The following is a 15,891-nucleotide window of genomic DNA, read 5'->3' on the forward strand; positions in this document are numbered from 1 at the left end:
TAAAAATCGAAAACAATGAAAAATATATATTTTAAAGCGGCGATCTTTAGTGCTATTTCAATGCTGACATTCTCGTCTTGTGTAAAAACTGATGATTATGAATTACCGGAAATTAAATGTACCAACAAATTTGCAGCAGCTAATCACCCGTTAACTGATCTTGCTACCATTGCAAAAGCAAAACCAACTGAAGCTGATATCATTAAAGAAGATTACATTGTTGAAGCTTATGTTTCTTCAAGTGATGAATCAGGAAATATCTATAAAATGATGTTCCTTCAGGATAAACCTGAAAACCCAACGCAAGGGATTGAAATTGACATCGATGGTGGAAATCAGTATCTTGATTATCCTACCGGATCTTTAGTAAGAATCAATCTTAAAGGATTGATCGTTCAAGGTATTAATGGGAATATTAAAGTAGGTTCTTTTGATCCTAATTATCCTATCGGTAGAATCAACCCAAATAAACTATCCAATTACATGGCAAGAGTTTGTGACGGACAAAAGGCTGTTGTAACTGCAATAAAGCCATTAGAGTTTAATTCTATCGCTGATGCTCTTAAAAATGGTGCTCACATCAATCAGCTTGTAAAAATTAAAAATGTTCAGTTCGAAGATCCTGAATTGACAAAAACTTTTGCTGATGAATCAGGAACAGGAGACCGTTATATCACTGATAAAAAGGCTGGTAGATTAGATCTTCGTTTCAGTAACTATGCAACTTTTGCGAAATCGCCGATCTCTCCTAAATATGCAAAAAGTGGTGATATCGTTCTTCTACTAAGCCGTTTTACCAGCTCAAGTAATGCAACGGTTTTCACAGATCAGGCTTATATCAGAAATCTTGATGATATTAACTTCCCTAACGACAGATTCAATCCGGGTGAACCTGATGCTCCGTCTGCTTCTGCTGTAAACCTTTTCGCAGGTTCTGACTTTGAAAACTGGACATCTTTCTTATCAAGTGTAAATACTTTCGGTCTTAAGCCTTACGCTACACAAGGTGTTGGTCTTGGGTATAATGGTACAAATTCACTTCAGATAAAAGGTACTCCTACAGCTAACGATTATGTATTTACATCTGTGGCTACTACAGGAATCCCAGCGGTGCCAAAAAGAATTACAATGTATATCAAAGGTACCGCAACAGGGAAAAGTCTTTCTTTCAACGTATATAAAGCAGGTGGAGGCTTCTACGTATTCAACTTAGGAACATTCTCTACTGGTGCTACTTTAGGAGTAGAAAGTGCTAACTCTTACAACGGTTCTATCAATACAAATGGACAGTGGAGATTAGTTGAGCTTACCCTTACAGGAATTGCAGATATTAACACTACAGCCGGAAAAGATATGTTTGCGATTAAAACAGGAAATGGTGGTATATATGATGTTCAGATTGATAACATCAAAATTGAGTAATTCATTAGGATAAAATATATTCTAATCCACTTTATAAAAATCGGGCAGCTTTCAAGCTGCCCGATTTTTATTTATACGAGATTTTACTTGCGTTTATTTAACCGTAATTGTTGGATCCCAGTAAAAGTAACCGTACAGAATCTGTTTGTTACTGTCATTCGGATCTAAAATATAAAGTCCAAACTGTACATAGAAATTCTCTGTTCCTGTAGCTTTTACTTTGGAGTCTATACTCGCAAAAGTGATATCAGCGCTGGCGGCAGGAAGGCCATTTTGAGAATTCAAATTGGGTACGGCAGCCTTCTTTCTTTCCACAGAATTGTATATAAAGCTGTTAAAAACCTGATCGCCTGACCAGTACTTAATATTATAGATGATTACTGCATCATCGGAGTTTTGGTATATTGATGTTCCCCTGAAAGAAACAGTATCTCCGGCTCTTGCACTGAAATTCAGATCAGCTGTACCTTGTCCGGAAATAGCGTTGGCATTGGAAACAATCATATGTTGGCTGTTATGATCAATTCCGGTAGGATTATTAGGGTCTGTACTTGGATTTTTATACGTTCCTCTTACATAATCCGTGTCAATAACGATCAGGACATCAATTTCCTGACTGGATGATTTTAGTTCTATATCTTCCATGATATTTAGTTTTGTTTGGTGTTTTCTTACTCATTGGGCTTTTCAGATTCCGCCCCGTTATTAAAGTGATACGGCTTCACTGATTGAGTTGTAATTACAATACAAATGTACATGGCTGAAAATGAAAATATTAGAGTGGAAATGCTGAAATTTTTGATTACGTATTTGTACTTAATTAATCTCTTTTTAGTGACTTTTTAAAGCTTCAAAAAAATACCCTGAAAAGTTCAACTTTACAGGGCACCCATTTTATAATGGTTAAATCTAATTTTCGTTTAAAAAGAAACCTCATTCACTTCTTTTCCTCTTTGGAAGTTCATTGTTTTCTGGCTGCCTTTGTAGGCAATGTTTACCAGGTTGATCTGCTTAGGAAAAGCGCTTAAAAGGATCGTATTTTTAATCTTTAAGGTATTGATATCCGAAACACCTCCGGTTTCAAAATATACCCATACAGTTTCTCCACTGACCTGACTTCCTGTGAAGGTAATCGTTTTGGGAGACCCATTGACAAAAACATCAAAATTATTGTTCACATATTTTTTTACCTCTGCTTCAAATCCTGCCGTGTTAGGGTTGATTTTAATAGCATCAGAGATATGGCTTGTATTCATTTTTGTGGTAAACTTCAATGTCTTGCTTCCATCAATATAGTCAACTTTGGTCATTGAAGAGAAAAAGTCTACATACATAAAACTCATTAACACAAAAAATGTTAAAATTCCTGATATATATAAAAGTTTTTTCATCTTAATTAATAGATTTACAATCATACTTGCTAGTTATAAGTCACAAATAATATGCCAATTAGAAATTTACATTTACAGAATATTTATCATAAAAGGCTTTAATATGCGCTACAGCCTCATCAGCCGTATCTACCACACGATAAAGATCAAGATCATCTTCCGCAATCATTCCCTCTTTTAACAGAGTTGCTTTAAACCAATCCAGTAATCCACCCCAGAATTCACTTCCTACCAAAACAATGGGGAATTTTCCAATTTTGTTGGTTTGAATCAAGGTCATCGCTTCAGTCAGCTCATCCAGTGTTCCGAATCCTCCAGGCATTACTACGAAACCTTGAGAGTATTTTACAAACATCACTTTTCTCACGAAAAAGTAATCAAAGTTCATAGAATAAGATTTGTTGATGTAAGGATTGAAATGCTGTTCAAAAGGAAGATCAATATTAAGTCCTATAGATTTCCCTTTGGCATTAAAAGCTCCTTTATTTCCTGCTTCCATGATCCCCGGGCCGCCTCCGGTAATAATTCCGAAACCTAGTTTGGTGATCTTTTCAGCGATATCTACCGCCATTTCATAATATTTGTTCTCCGGCTTCAGTCGGGCAGAGCCAAATATAGAAACGCATGGACCAATTTTAGCCAGTTTTTCATAGCCGTCTACAAATTCAGCCATGACCTTGAAGACCATCCAGCTGTCTTTGGTGATTGTTTCGTCCCAGGTTTTCTGTCTGAAACTGTTATGCAGTTTTGTTTCGTTACTATCAAATTCTGGATTTACTAAACTTTCATCCCTGGTTCCATCAATTTCCATTGCAAAAATTTATTTAAAATGTTTTTCGGCTTCTATTATGGAGGATGGTCTTCCGACATCAATAAGAATACTGTCGTGTACAAAACCATGTATATGCTCGGTCTGCATCAGATCCAGATATTCTTCCATAACAGAGAATTTGCCTGTTCTTTTTATTTTTTCGAAGATGACAGGATTGATACAATGAATTCCGCTGAATGCAAGGGCTCTAAAACCTTTATTGAATTCTGCCAACCTTTGTTCACCAGTCTGTACATTCAGCCAGCCTCTCAAAACCATATCATCATTGAAAAGGAGTTTTCTCGAACTTTCTCTGTCCGAAACCGCTAAAGTAGCAAAATCTTTTATCTTTTTGTGGTATTCTACCAATGCATTGATGTTCAGGTCTGTTAGAATATCAGCGTTCAGGATTAAAAAATCTTCTCCATGATCTAGGAATTTTCTTGCAAATATCAAGCCGCCACCAGTTTCCAGAAGTTCATTGGTTTCATCAGAGATTTCAATCTTGCACCCGAAATTATTGTTTTTATTCAGGAAATCAACAATCTGTTCTCCAAAATGATGAATGTTGATAACAAAATCCTTTATTCCGAAACTTTTCAGGTAATTAATATTTCTTTCCAGAAGCGGAATTTCATTTACCTTGGCGAGTGCTTTTGGGTGATGATCTGTAAATGGCTTAAGCCTGGTACCTTTTCCAGCTGCGAAAATTAAAGCTTTCATTTTTTATAATTGATAAATGGTAATTGATGAATGATAATACTTTGTATCATCGATAAATGAAATTAAATCATTTATCAATGATCACTTATCATTTATTTATTCAGTTGCGGTTGTTCATCGTGGTGAAGAGTTACCTGAGTTCCTTCAGGATATTTTTCTCTGATAAATTCTGCAATTTTTATAGCGGAATATACTGATCTGTGCTGTCCGCCTGTACATCCGAAGTTGATTTGAAGATGTTCAAAGCCTCTTGCAAGATAATCGTCAATATTGATGGAAACCAGAGATTTTATAAGTTCTAAAAACTTTGGCATTTCTGTTTTGGTTTCCAGATATTCCTGAACTCCGATGTCATTTCCGGTCTGGATTTTATATTCTTCAATTCTTCCGGGATTTAAGATTCCACGGCAGTCAAAAGCGAAACCTCCGCCATTTCCGGAATTATCTTTGGGAATTCCTCCTTTTTTGTATGAAAAACTGTGTATCTCGATGTGTAGCATATTTTTTATTTTTAAACCATTAAGGCTTATTTAGTTTTTAAGATAAGTTAAGATTTTGATAAATCAAAATTTAGTCAGGAAGCTCTTTGAAAAATTCATTAATAAAGGGTTTCATTGACTTTGTAATATTGTTAGTGAAAAAATTAATAAGAAGACCTTGTGGCGTTTTAAGAACTTTCATGTCAGTTAGTAATTGCGCTTGGATTGGTAATACGTAATTCCTTTTTTGGTCATAACCTTAATATTCTTAATGGTTTAAATTTATTATTTCTTCAATTTTTTGCTTTGCCTTCTCCGATGTCAGTTGCTGAATTACTTTTTTCAGTTCCGGATAATTATTCATCTGTTCCCATGAGTCTGCAAATTGGGTAATATTTTGTATCCCTTTCTCAAGGCTGGCCATGAAATGCTGCTTTCTCTGAATCAATCCTCGGAATCCATAGGCTCCCAAAACCTGTAAAAATCTCATCATCTGAATAGGCATTACTGCATTTTTCAGTTGGATTCTTGTTTCAGGATCTTCAAACTGTTGAATATAATATTCGAGCATTTCCTGTTTGAAATTTTCCGGGAAATTAGCTTTAGCCTGAAAAAGAAAAGAGATGACATCATACATCAACGGGCCTTTCATAGCCGATTGGTAATCGATGAAAGAGATTTCATTCTTTTCATTCACCATAATATTTCTTGCCTGAAAATCGCGGATCATAATTCCTTTAGGTTCAAGGTTCTCAATGAGCACTGCAATTTTTTTAAATTCTTTAAGAAGAGTAGACTTGTTGTATTCAAGTTCCAGAAAATCGGCGACAAAGTTTTTAAAATAATAAAGATCATGAATCACAGGAAGCTCATCATAACTTTCATATTCAAAGGTTTTTGAAAAATCAATTTTCCCCTGAGTCTGTAGCTGCAATTGGTAAAGCTTTTGTAAAGTCTGCTGAACCAAAGATTTTATATTGGGCGATAATTGTTCTTTTGTAATCACCTCGGAAAGTGTTTGTTGCCCTAAAAATTCCTGGATATACATCTTCCTGTCATCTGAAACAGCGAGGATGGAAGGAGTATTAAGACTCAGGTCAGAGAATACTTCGGAATAGTAAAGAAAACTTTCATTTTCCGGAATATTTTCATTGTACGTGATAATGTATTTCTCAGTACCGGCAGTGGCCAGAAAATTTACCCTCGCAGAGCCGCTTTGAGCTAATGTGACGAATTCGGAAGATTTTTTACCTATATGGTTTTCAAAAAATCGTTTTGCGTTTTCAGAAGTCATAATATGGAAACAAATATACTAAATTAACATGAGTTGGAAATGATAGATTTAAGAAGTGATGGATGAAGATCAAAGAGTTATTATCATGGAGATGTAGAATTTTGGTTTTATTAATTGTTTTTGTGAAAAATTTTCAATGTAAGTCTGGTAATTATATGGTTTGAACTCTTGTTTTTAACTTTCTTTATTCAAATTCAGGATATTACACACTAATTTTTATCTTTGTAGTATGCTGAAAGACTTTAAACCTGTTTTGGGTATCTTATTGCGTTTTATTATTATTTATCTGGTGCTGCTCTTTGCCTATCAGTTCTATCTGAATAGTGGGAAAGACTCCGGATTGGATTCTTTTTCAAAGATGATAGCCAATCAGGTGACAGCTGTTCAGAATTTGATAGGTTACCCTACAGAACTTTATGACGATCTAAAGAACGAACAGGTTTGGTTTTATGTTAAACAGAATTATGTGACGAGAATGGTGGAGGGTTGTAATGCGATTTCTGTTATCATTTTATTTGTGTCTTTTGTTTTTGCTTTTTATAAAGGAACGAAAACTTTTGTTTTTGTGGGAGCGGGACTGGTATTATTGTATGTTATCAATCTTTTAAGAATTATAGGATTGAATATTGTCATGTCAGATCATAAAGAATACGGAAAGATGTTTCACGATTTTATTTTTCCTTCCATTATTTATGGAAGTGTGGTTGCCCTTTGGCTGATCTGGATTAAATTTTTTGCCTTAAAACATGAAAATTCTTAGCTGGTTTCTGGTTATCGCAGGTATATGCGGATTGATAGGGGTAAGAGCTTTGGAAGGTACTCTTTTTTATGACCCATTTTTAAACTACTTTCACGAAGCCAATAAACATATTGAGTTCCCTGCCTTTGAATGGGGAAAACTGATTGCAGGACATGTATTCAGGTTTATTTTAAATCTTCTTTTTTCCTGCGTGATTATTTACGGTTTATTCAAAAATAAGAACTGGACCATACAGGGAGCTGTAATGATGATTGTCGTTTTTGCTATTACATTCCCGATTTACCTGTACTGTATTCATAACAAATTTGAAATAGGATATCTTTTTTCTTTTTATATGAGAAGATTTGTCATCCAGCCTTTGATCATACTATTGATAGTACCGATGTTCTATTATAGGAAGAAGATGGGCGGTGAACAAGGCTAGAAAAGAGAATCCGAATTTTTATTCTCCCTCAACAATTGTGTGTTTATCAACACTCGTTACATTTTCCGGAGTCCATTCTACACGTTTAACGAATTTTTTTTCGCGGACAGGACATTCCTTGATCTGACAAACGGGACATGAAATTGGTTTACAGTCGTCCATATGGAAATTGAATTCAATATTGCGTTTTATATTTTTAGCAAGAAGGAGAATTACTTTTTCCATTTCATTGTGTGCATCGCGAAGGTCATAATACCAGGGAAGGGTAATATGCGCATCAATGTGAAGGGAAGCACCAAACTGCTGTATTTTCATATTGTGTACATCAATCCATTCTACATGTCTGTTGCCTTCAAGGATTTTAATCACCTGATTTAATATTTCAGGATCCTGTTCATCCATAATTCCGCTTAAAGATTTTCGGACGATTTTATAGCCTACAAATATGATATAAAGTCCAAAACTTAATGCTACTACAGAATCCAGCCAATAGATTTTGGTGAAATAAACAATGATTAAACTGGCCACTACGCCAAGGGTGGTAATGGTATCGGACTGAAGGTGTTTACCGGACGAAATAAGAACCAGAGAATTCTCTCTTTCCCCTTTTTTTATAGAGATATATCCCAGCAGGTAATTAACAACTGCAGTGGCTGCAATAATCCATATCCCAAGATCAATTTTACTGAGTGTTTTTCCTACAATAAGGCTGTGAATTCCTTCGTAGATAATCATAACACCGGCTATGGCAATCAAAGCTCCTTCAATTCCGGAAGTCACGAATTCTACTTTCCCATGGCCATATGGGTGATCATCATCTTTAGGTTTCGCTGCAAGATGAAGAGAATACAATCCCATAAATGCACTGATGACATTAACGATGCTTTCCATGGCATCAGAAAAAACAGCATCAGAATTAGTCAGTTTCCAGGCAATGATCTTTCCGATAAAAAGGATAATTCCAAATGCGGCAATAAGCTTTTGAAATCCTATTTTCTCTTTGTGGGTATTTTTCTGGGTATTCATATAAGTGTTTGATAAAAAAAAGAATCTCAATTCTGAGACTCTTTTTATTTTTGTTAGTTTATACTAAGTTGTTTGCTACCAGGTATTCTGCAATTTGTACAGCGTTTGTTGCTGCTCCTTTCCTCAGATTGTCTGCAACGATCCAGAGGTTGAGCGTTTTGGGCTGGGACAGATCCCTTCTGATCCTTCCAACGAAAACTTCATCTTTTCCTTCTGAATAAAGAGGCATCGGGTAGTGGTTGTTTTTTACATCATCCATTACGATTACTCCAGGAGTTTCAGATAAGATTTTTCTTACTTCGTCCAGTTCAAATTCATTTTCGAATTCGATGTTTACACTTTCGGAATGTCCTCCCTGAACCGGAACTCTTACAGCAGTTGCTGTTAAGTTAAAGGTATCGTCTCCTAAAATTTTCTTAGGTTCCTTCATCAGTTTGATCTCTTCTTTTGTGTAATCATCATCAGCAAATACATCACAGTGTGGCAATGCATTTTTGAAGATCTGATATGGATATACTTTTTCAGTAGTTTCATCTCCGCTGATTTCACCGTTTAACTGGTCTACAGCAGCTTTACCTGTTCCTGTTACAGACTGGTAAGTAGAAACGATTACTCTTTTTAAATCATATTTTTTGTTCAATGGCCCAAGAACCATTACCAATTGAATGGTAGAACAATTCGGATTTGCGATGATTTTATCTTCTTTTGTTAAAACATCAGCATTGATCTCAGGAACGACTAATTTTTTGTCAGGATCCATTCTCCATGCAGAAGAATTATCAATTACTGTTGTTCCTGCTTCTGCAAATAAAGGAGCGAATTCAAGAGAAGTAGATCCACCTGCAGAAAAAATAGCAATATCCGGTTTGGCAGCTATAGCGTCCTTCATGCTTACGATGGTAAATTCCTTCTGTTTATACTTCACCTTCTTGCCTACAGATCTTTCGGATGCTACCGGGATTAATTCTGTTACAGGGAAGTTTCTCTCCTCCAAAACTTTAAGCATAACTTGTCCAACCATTCCTGTTGAACCTACTACAGCTACTTTCATTGATTTAAATAAAAATTTAAGATTAAACTATTTATAAATTATAACGCATATAATTTTTTTGTCTGTTTTAAGCCCCGAAGACTCTTGTCCAAGGGAATGCAAATGCAAATAAACCTACTGCAATCAATCCCATAATTACTACTCCTAAAGAAATAGTATCATTGGATTTTACTTTTTTGTTGACAATAGTCATCAAAACTGCCGCAATAAGCATAGAGAATGGATGTTCAACATATTGGAATCTTAATGCTGCATTTTTCATTACTTCTCCCATGTTTAAACCTTTGCTGAAAGTGGTGATCAGCATAATGATCCCTAATAAAAACTGAACGTGGAAGAAAATCATCGTGAAAAGCGTTGTTTTCTTCAAAAATTTGTTCACTTTTCCACTGAAACCGAACATGGTAGCTAAAAGTGCAATGACAAATAATGTTACCAAAAGAATTTCAAGATACCCGAAACCTTTGTGGGCATTAAGTAAAATGTTGTAAAAATCCATAATCCTATTTTTTTGTACACAAAGATAACAAAAATCCCGGCTCAAAGCCGGGATTGATATTGAGAAAATCTAATATTATGATTTTATTAGAAGTTGAATGATAAGGTTGCTGCCCAAGTAGTTCCGAAACCGAAATAAGCACGGTTACCCGTTGCAATACCATTGTACATTCTACCAGCTTCTTCATAAGTTTTTCCTTTATCAGGATCATTGTTTGCTGTAATTTTATCCGTTCCAAATATACTTGTTGCAGAATCAGAAATATAAATTTTATCAAACAAGTTATAAACGTTAGCTCCGATTGTGAAGTACTGAGCTTCGTTTTGTAATCTGATTTTGTAAGAGAAACCTACATCAAATAAGTTGAAGTCAGGTAATTTCAATACTCCTCTGTCCTGAGCTGCAACATTGGTGAATGTTCCGGCGTCAATAGTAGAATAAAGTTTACCTACATATCTCCATGTTCCGAAAATATTAAGATCTTTTACTGGTTTTACAGTAAGTCCTAATGATGCAGTCATCTGAGGAATACTGTTGTTACTTGAACCTCCTACTTTTACTTTATCTAAGTATAGTTCGTTTCCTGCTGAACCTGCTAAAGTAACAGGATTATTATTATCGTCGAATGAAGCTACATTAGCATTTCCTTTATAATAGTAATCTCCCCAAGAGAACATCCCCTGAATTTCTAAGAAACGGTTTGGTTTGTAAACTCCATCGAATTCTACTCCCTGGTGAACTTCTGTAATACCATTGATTTCAGAATAACCTGTAGTCGTTGTACCATCAGCTAAAGTGAAAGTCTGGCTAGTTTTTCTCAACCATCTGTCTTTCCACTGTGTTCTGTACACGTTTACATTAGCAGTGAATTTTGCAGACCTGAACCCATAACCAACTTCTGCTGAAGAAATTTTCTCGTTCGTTAAATAAGGGTTAACAAGCTGTTGGTTACTTGGATAAACTGTGTTAAGGAATGGTTGCTTGCTATAATAACCTAAGTTAGCAAATACGTTATGCTGCTCATTAATGTTATAGTTAGCACCCCCTTTAATATTATATCCGAAAATATTTTTAAATCCTGTTTTCGTGTTGATGGTTTGACCTCTTAATGTGCTTCCGTCTACTACATAGTTATCAATTCTCTGGTAACCTTGATTAGATACGGAACCTTGTAAGAATGCAGATAGATTATTTTTAGTATATTCTACTTGTGCAAATCCACTGTACCAAATAACTTCTCCGTCATTGCTATACCCTACCTGATCTTCAGCTGGAGCTAATTTTCCTCCGAAAGGATTCCACGAAAGTTTTTTGTAATCATAAAGTGCATTTACTATTCTAGGTGTAGCGATGTTTTTGTTAGCCGCATCTTTATATCCTTTAGCTCCGTAAAGGTCTGTAAGCACCTGATAATGGTACCCGTAGTAGTATCTGTCGTCAGTACCGATTGAGAAATTCCAGTTATCATTAACTTTATGTTGGAAGTTTGCTAAAATACCATACCAGTTGTGTGAATTGATACTTGATCGACGAACAATTGTGCTTCCTGCACCTGCAGTATTTAAATTAACCGCTGCGTTAGCTGCAAAAAGAGCATCATAGTTAATGTGTCCTGAAGTATCTGTAAAGCTGGCATCATTGATACTTTTATTTCCTAGTCGTCCTAAATCACCTGTTCCACCACCTCTACCGTTAGACATGTATAAAACTGTACTTAATTTAGACTTTTCATTCATTGTCCAGTCCCAGTTTAACATCATCACCGGCTTAGAATAGTAGTTGGCTCTGTTTGCTAAAGCTACTTTATTTCCGTTGGCATCTGTGTAATAACCAAAATCTGAATTATATCTTCTATATGGAGTCCCGTCATGATCTGGGTTATAGTTAATATAGTTTTGGATAGTCGGTGCAAAAGTTCTTTGATCGTGCCACTGAGGTGCAGAAGTAATTGAGAACTGTAAGTTATGTTTTTTGTTGATTTCATAACCTAATGCAAAGAAATATGCATAAGATTCATAATCAGTATTTTCAATATAAGTACCTCCGGCTTGTCTGCTCATTAAGAATGATGCGGAAACACCATCCTTAGATTTTCCGGTATTATAAGCAAAAGATGTTTTTAAATAGTCATTGTTACCAACTCCTAATCTAATAACCCCACCTCTTTTCATGTCTGCGGACTTGGTAATGAAGTTCATTGTACCTCCTACAGAAGCAATCGCTAATTTAGATGATCCTAAACCTCTTTGAACCTGCAATGTACTTGTTACGTCAGATAATCCAGTCCAGTTTGAGAAATAAACAGTACCGCCCTCCATATCGTTTACAGGCATACCATTTACCATTACTGCAATGTTTCTGGACTCAAACCCACGCATAACAATTTGAGAGTCTCCGAAACCACCACCTCCTTTTGTAGCATATACAGAAGGTGTTGTGTTTAGTATTTCGACAAGTTCTTGGTTTCCTTGTCTTTCTAAAATCTGTGCAGCTTTAATAGTAGATACTGCAACAGGCGTTTTTCTATCTTTAGCGATATCTGTAACACCTCTTAAGATTACCTCCTCAATGTCCTTAGATTTAGTTTTCGTAGAATCCTGAACTTCTTGAGCGTAATAAACACTAGCTGTAGATAATGTAATAACCGCAGTTAGTATCGATTTGTTGATTAATTTCATAATCGTTAGTAATAATTAGATTTAATTTTCTGCAAAATTCGCAAAATAAAATTTAACTATTATTAACTCAATGTTAATTTTTAATAAGTCTTAATAATGTTAAAGTGTTAAAAATCAATATTATGGCTAAAAATTGAATTTTTGTATGAAAAAAGTCATGTTATTGAATTTTTAACAAAGTGGGAGTGTTTTTGTTAAAAATTCAACGCTATTTCACTGCTTTGAGACTCAGATCTATATTCTCAGCAGAGTGTGTAAGGGCTCCTACAGAGATATAGGTAACACCTGTGGATGCAATTTCTTTCAGCATATCGCGGGTAATTCCTCCCGAGGCTTCAGATTCACAAGAGCCATTGATCATTTTTACAGCCTCCTTCATTGTTTTTACATCCATATTATCGAGCATGATTCTGTCGACCTTTGCGTTAATGGCTTCCTGAACTTCTTCAAGGTTTCTGGTCTCAACCTCTATTTTTAACTTTTTCTTATTCTTTTTAACGTAATCTTTTGCCATTGCCACGGCATTGGTAATGCTTCCGTTGTAATCAATATGATTATCTTTCAGCATAATCATATCATAAAGACCATATCTGTGATTGGTTCCGCCGCCAATAGCTACCGCCCATTTTTCGCACATTCTGAAGTTGGGAGTTGTTTTTCTTGTATCTAAAAGTTTAGTTTTTGTACCTACTAATCTGGAATCCCATTCATGGGTAAGGGTGGCAATACCACTCATTCTCTGCATACAGTTAAGAACAAATCTTTCAGTAGAAAGGATGGATCTTGCACTTCCTGTAACAGTAAGGGCAACGTCTCCGAATTTACAGGGAGTTCCATCTTTAATGAAAACTTCCACTTTAAGATTTTTGTCAAATGTCTTGAAAATGATTTCTGCCAATTCAACACCTGCAAGAATACAGTCCTGTTTCACTAAAAGCTTAGCACTTTGTACAAGGTCCTGTGGAATAGTAGATAGGGTAGAGTGGTCTCCATCCTGAATATCTTCTTCAAGTGCGTTTTTTATGAATGTTTTTAATGCTTTATCTGTAACGTATGCTGGTCTTTTCATTATATTATGCTTTTAAGCTAAATCTTTATTATAAAACGCTCCTTTATTCTCTGTCATTTCCATAGACTGGGTAATGATGAGGTGCGCAACAGTTGTTAAGTTTCTTAATTCCGAAAGTTGTGGTGAAAGAATGGAATAGTGGTAGATTTCATCCACAGCGGCTGCAATTTCCTGGTGTTTTTGAAGTGCCATATTCAGACGTCTGTTACTTCTTACAATACCAACAAGATCACTCATCATTTCCTGAAGTTGTTTTCTCAGATAGCTGACGATAACCATTTCGTCCATGATCTTCATACCTTCTTCATTCCATTCCGGAACGGCTTTCAGATCATCAAAGTTGAAATTGTTTTCATTAAGAAGATCTACCGTTTTCATAGCTGCATTATGACCGAAAACCAAGCCTTCAAGAAGTGAGTTTGAAGCAAGCCTGTTGGCGCCATGAAGTCCTGAGTTGGTACATTCTCCTACTGCAAAAAGATTTCTGATGGAAGACTGTCCGTCCCTGTCTACTTCAATTCCACCCATCAGATAATGGCAGGCTGGAACGACAGGAATCAATTGAGTGAAAGGATCAATTCCTTCGTCTTTGCATTTTTTATAAATATTCGGGAAATGTTCTAAGAATTTTTCATGGTTCATTTCCTTGCAATCCAAGCCAACAAATTCGTCTCCGGTAATTTTCATTTCGGCATCGATGGCTCTTGCAACAATATCTCTTGAGGCCAATTCTTCACGTTCATCATATTTATGCATGAATTTTTCACCTCTTTTGGTTCTTAATTTTGCTCCATCTCCACGAACGGCTTCTGAAATTAAAAACAACATTCCATCCATTTTGCTGTAAAGAGCGGTTGGGTGGAACTGGTAATATTGCATATTGGAAACCTTTCCTTTGGCACGGGCAACGAAAGCAATTCCGTCTCCGGTTGCAATTGTAGGATTGGTAGTATTTTTATAAACATGTCCGGCACCTCCTGTAGCAACCAGTGTTATTTTAGAAGTAATTTTTTTGATGGTTTTGGATTTCTCATCCAGAATATAAGCCCCGTAGCAGTGGATGTCTCCTTCATTAAGTTCTTTTCCCGGAACGTGGTGCTGAGTAATGATGTCAATGACATAATGATGATCAAGAATTTCAATATTCGGGCTGTTATTGGCTGTTTCCAGCAAAGCTCTTTCGATTTCAAAACCTGTGATATCTTTATGATGGACGATTCTGTTTTCAGTATGACCGCCTTCTCTTCCTAAAGCGAATTTGCCGTTCTTCATATCGAACTGTGCTCCCCATTCTACAATTTCATTGAATCGTGCAGGAGCTTCTCTTACCACCATCTCTACGACATCACGTTTATTTTCTCCGTCACCGGCACGCATCGTGTCGTCAATATGTTTTTGAAAATTGTCATTTTGAAAATCTGTAACGACAGCGAGACCGCCTTGTGCATATTTGGTATTGCTTTCGTCTTCGTCAGACTTGGTTACAATAATGATTTTGGCATCAGGGTGCTGTTCAGAAACTTTAATGGCATAGGAAAGTCCGGAAATGCCGGAACCAATTACTAATACATCCGCTTTTATCATATGCTGGCTTTAGGTACAATCGTTTAAGATTAAATAAATTTAAACAATTTTTCGTTTGGTTTTCTTACTTTTTTCATGTGCTGGAAGTGATCTTCTTCAGAACGGTAACCTAAAGCGAGGGTAACAGTTACTTTTTCTGTTTCAGGGTCGGTATTCAGAATTTCTTCTATAAGATCCTGACGGAAGCCTTCCATCGGACAGGAATCTATATTTTCAATAGCGGCGGCATACATAAGATTGGCCAATACTATATAAGACTGTTTTTCTGCCCAGTTGAAAATTTCATCATGTGTTTTCTGGTTGATATGCTGATTAATGCTGTTTCTGAAAGGGTCCAGTGTTTCCATAGGAGTATTTCTTACTTCAGAAATATGATTAAAATACCCTCGGATATAGTTCTCTTCTATCACTTTTTTTGAAATAATAACAATAAGATGAGAACAGGTGGAAATCTGAGATGGATTATAAAAAGCAGGAATTAATTTCTGTTTCATCTCCTCACTTTCAACAACCACAATTTTATAAGGCTGAAGTCCCAGCGAACTGGCAGACAGCTTTCCTGACTCAAGAATGTTGTGAAGAGTTTCCTGAGGAATAATCTGATGATTGAATTTTTTTACAGAATATCTTCTGCTTAAAGCTTCCAAATAATTCATACGACAAATTTAAGAATTGAATAT

Annotated in this window: 16 protein-coding genes; 3 read left to right on the top strand and 13 right to left on the bottom strand. The window is 35.8% G+C overall.

All coding sequences use genetic code 11. The features are described 5' to 3' along the window. Nucleotides 1-15 precede the first annotated feature (15 nt). Entirely contained in the window at nt 16-1,422 is a 1,407-nt protein-coding gene (locus tag PZ898_RS16525) for a DUF5689 domain-containing protein (RefSeq protein WP_277693787.1), read from the top strand. Between the two features lie 93 nt (nt 1,423-1,515). On the opposite strand, the gene PZ898_RS16530 is transcribed toward PZ898_RS16525, so the two are convergent. The 6 genes from PZ898_RS16530 to PZ898_RS16555 form a co-directional block, all read right to left on the bottom strand. Further along, a complete protein-coding gene (locus PZ898_RS16530; RefSeq protein WP_034691547.1) occupies nt 1,516-2,067 on the bottom strand; it encodes an inclusion body family protein in 552 nt (183 codons plus the stop codon). 275 nt (nt 2,068-2,342) lie between these two features. Continuing rightward, a complete protein-coding gene (locus PZ898_RS16535) occupies nt 2,343-2,813 on the bottom strand; it encodes a DUF6702 family protein (protein WP_226798727.1) in 471 nt (156 codons plus the stop codon). A 58-nt stretch (nt 2,814-2,871) separates the two neighbouring features. Further along, entirely contained in the window at nt 2,872-3,624 is a 753-nt protein-coding gene (locus tag PZ898_RS16540) for a TIGR00730 family Rossman fold protein (protein WP_062673320.1), read from the bottom strand. Between the two features lie 9 nt (nt 3,625-3,633). Further along, nucleotides 3,634-4,347 (bottom strand): nucleotidyltransferase family protein, encoded by a 714-nt coding sequence (locus tag PZ898_RS16545; RefSeq protein ID WP_062673322.1) that lies wholly within the window; start codon nt 4,345-4,347, stop codon nt 3,634-3,636. 92 nt (nt 4,348-4,439) lie between these two features. Then, the gene (locus tag PZ898_RS16550) at nt 4,440-4,847 is read right to left on the bottom strand and encodes an RNase adapter RapZ (RefSeq protein WP_062673324.1); all 408 of its coding nucleotides are present in this window, start codon (nt 4,845-4,847) and stop codon (nt 4,440-4,442) included. A 247-nt stretch (nt 4,848-5,094) separates the two neighbouring features. After that, entirely contained in the window at nt 5,095-6,120 is a 1,026-nt protein-coding gene (locus PZ898_RS16555; RefSeq protein ID WP_123278585.1) for a phosphotransferase, read from the bottom strand. 229 nt (nt 6,121-6,349) lie between these two features. Here PZ898_RS16555 and xrtF point away from each other — a divergent pair, with 229 nt between their 5' ends. Both xrtF and PZ898_RS16565 read left to right on the top strand, forming a co-directional pair. Beyond that, entirely contained in the window at nt 6,350-6,880 is a 531-nt protein-coding gene (gene xrtF / locus PZ898_RS16560) for an exosortase family protein XrtF (RefSeq protein ID WP_277693788.1), read from the top strand. Next, on the top strand, nt 6,867-7,304 hold the full coding sequence (locus PZ898_RS16565) for an exosortase F system-associated protein (protein ID WP_277693789.1): 438 nt from the start codon (nt 6,867-6,869) through the stop codon (nt 7,302-7,304). Before xrtF ends, PZ898_RS16565 begins: the two co-directional genes overlap by 14 nt. Nucleotides 7,305-7,322: 18 nt before the next feature. On the opposite strand, the gene PZ898_RS16570 is transcribed toward PZ898_RS16565, so the two are convergent. The 7 genes from PZ898_RS16570 to PZ898_RS16600 all read right to left on the bottom strand — a co-directional run bounded on the left by PZ898_RS16570 (nt 7,323) and on the right by PZ898_RS16600 (nt 15,867). Beyond that, nucleotides 7,323-8,330 carry a cation diffusion facilitator family transporter gene (locus PZ898_RS16570; RefSeq protein ID WP_277693790.1) on the bottom strand — a complete coding sequence of 336 codons (1,008 nt, stop codon included), beginning with the start codon at nt 8,328-8,330 and terminating at the stop codon, nt 7,323-7,325. 58 nt (nt 8,331-8,388) lie between these two features. Then, nucleotides 8,389-9,381, bottom strand: a complete 993-nt coding sequence (locus PZ898_RS16575; RefSeq protein WP_062673335.1) for an aspartate-semialdehyde dehydrogenase — start codon at nt 9,379-9,381, stop codon at nt 8,389-8,391. Between the two features lie 67 nt (nt 9,382-9,448). Next, entirely contained in the window at nt 9,449-9,880 is a 432-nt protein-coding gene (locus PZ898_RS16580) for a hypothetical protein (protein ID WP_034691532.1), read from the bottom strand. Between the two features lie 86 nt (nt 9,881-9,966). Next, nucleotides 9,967-12,558 carry a TonB-dependent receptor plug domain-containing protein gene (locus PZ898_RS16585; protein ID WP_277693791.1) on the bottom strand — a complete coding sequence of 864 codons (2,592 nt, stop codon included), beginning with the start codon at nt 12,556-12,558 and terminating at the stop codon, nt 9,967-9,969. A 208-nt stretch (nt 12,559-12,766) separates the two neighbouring features. Next, nucleotides 12,767-13,627, bottom strand: a complete 861-nt coding sequence (gene nadC / locus PZ898_RS16590) for a carboxylating nicotinate-nucleotide diphosphorylase (RefSeq protein WP_062673339.1) — start codon at nt 13,625-13,627, stop codon at nt 12,767-12,769. A gap of 12 nt (nt 13,628-13,639) precedes the next feature. Next, a complete protein-coding gene (gene nadB, locus PZ898_RS16595) occupies nt 13,640-15,211 on the bottom strand; it encodes an L-aspartate oxidase (RefSeq protein ID WP_062673341.1) in 1,572 nt (523 codons plus the stop codon). A gap of 29 nt (nt 15,212-15,240) precedes the next feature. After that, nucleotides 15,241-15,867 (bottom strand): NAD(P)H-dependent oxidoreductase, encoded by a 627-nt coding sequence (locus PZ898_RS16600; RefSeq protein WP_034691525.1) that lies wholly within the window; start codon nt 15,865-15,867, stop codon nt 15,241-15,243. Nucleotides 15,868-15,891 lie beyond the last annotated feature (24 nt).

The sequence above is a fragment of the Chryseobacterium sp. WX genome, assembly GCF_029542485.1.
Lineage (GTDB): Bacteria > Bacteroidota > Bacteroidia > Flavobacteriales > Weeksellaceae > Chryseobacterium > Chryseobacterium cucumeris.

Excerpts from the sequence above, each read along its gene's own strand:
- PZ898_RS16525 (WP_277693787.1), top strand. The coding sequence starts at position 16 with ATGAAAAATATATATTTTAAAGCGGCGATCTTTAGTGCTATTTCAATG.
- PZ898_RS16530 (WP_034691547.1), bottom strand. The coding sequence starts at position 2,067 with ATGGAAGATATAGAACTAAAATCATCCAGTCAGGAAATTGATGTCCTG.
- PZ898_RS16535 (WP_226798727.1), bottom strand. The coding sequence starts at position 2,813 with ATGAAAAAACTTTTATATATATCAGGAATTTTAACATTTTTTGTGTTA.
- PZ898_RS16540 (WP_062673320.1), bottom strand. The coding sequence starts at position 3,624 with ATGGAAATTGATGGAACCAGGGATGAAAGTTTAGTAAATCCAGAATTT.
- PZ898_RS16545 (WP_062673322.1), bottom strand. The coding sequence starts at position 4,347 with ATGAAAGCTTTAATTTTCGCAGCTGGAAAAGGTACCAGGCTTAAGCCA.
- PZ898_RS16550 (WP_062673324.1), bottom strand. The coding sequence starts at position 4,847 with ATGCTACACATCGAGATACACAGTTTTTCATACAAAAAAGGAGGAATT.
- PZ898_RS16555 (WP_123278585.1), bottom strand. The coding sequence starts at position 6,120 with ATGACTTCTGAAAACGCAAAACGATTTTTTGAAAACCATATAGGTAAA.
- xrtF (WP_277693788.1), top strand. The coding sequence starts at position 6,350 with ATGCTGAAAGACTTTAAACCTGTTTTGGGTATCTTATTGCGTTTTATT.
- PZ898_RS16565 (WP_277693789.1), top strand. The coding sequence starts at position 6,867 with ATGAAAATTCTTAGCTGGTTTCTGGTTATCGCAGGTATATGCGGATTG.
- PZ898_RS16570 (WP_277693790.1), bottom strand. The coding sequence starts at position 8,330 with ATGAATACCCAGAAAAATACCCACAAAGAGAAAATAGGATTTCAAAAG.
- PZ898_RS16575 (WP_062673335.1), bottom strand. The coding sequence starts at position 9,381 with ATGAAAGTAGCTGTAGTAGGTTCAACAGGAATGGTTGGACAAGTTATG.
- PZ898_RS16580 (WP_034691532.1), bottom strand. The coding sequence starts at position 9,880 with ATGGATTTTTACAACATTTTACTTAATGCCCACAAAGGTTTCGGGTAT.
- PZ898_RS16585 (WP_277693791.1), bottom strand. The coding sequence starts at position 12,558 with ATGAAATTAATCAACAAATCGATACTAACTGCGGTTATTACATTATCT.
- nadC (WP_062673339.1), bottom strand. The coding sequence starts at position 13,627 with ATGAAAAGACCAGCATACGTTACAGATAAAGCATTAAAAACATTCATA.
- nadB (WP_062673341.1), bottom strand. The coding sequence starts at position 15,211 with ATGATAAAAGCGGATGTATTAGTAATTGGTTCCGGCATTTCCGGACTT.
- PZ898_RS16600 (WP_034691525.1), bottom strand. The coding sequence starts at position 15,867 with ATGAATTATTTGGAAGCTTTAAGCAGAAGATATTCTGTAAAAAAATTC.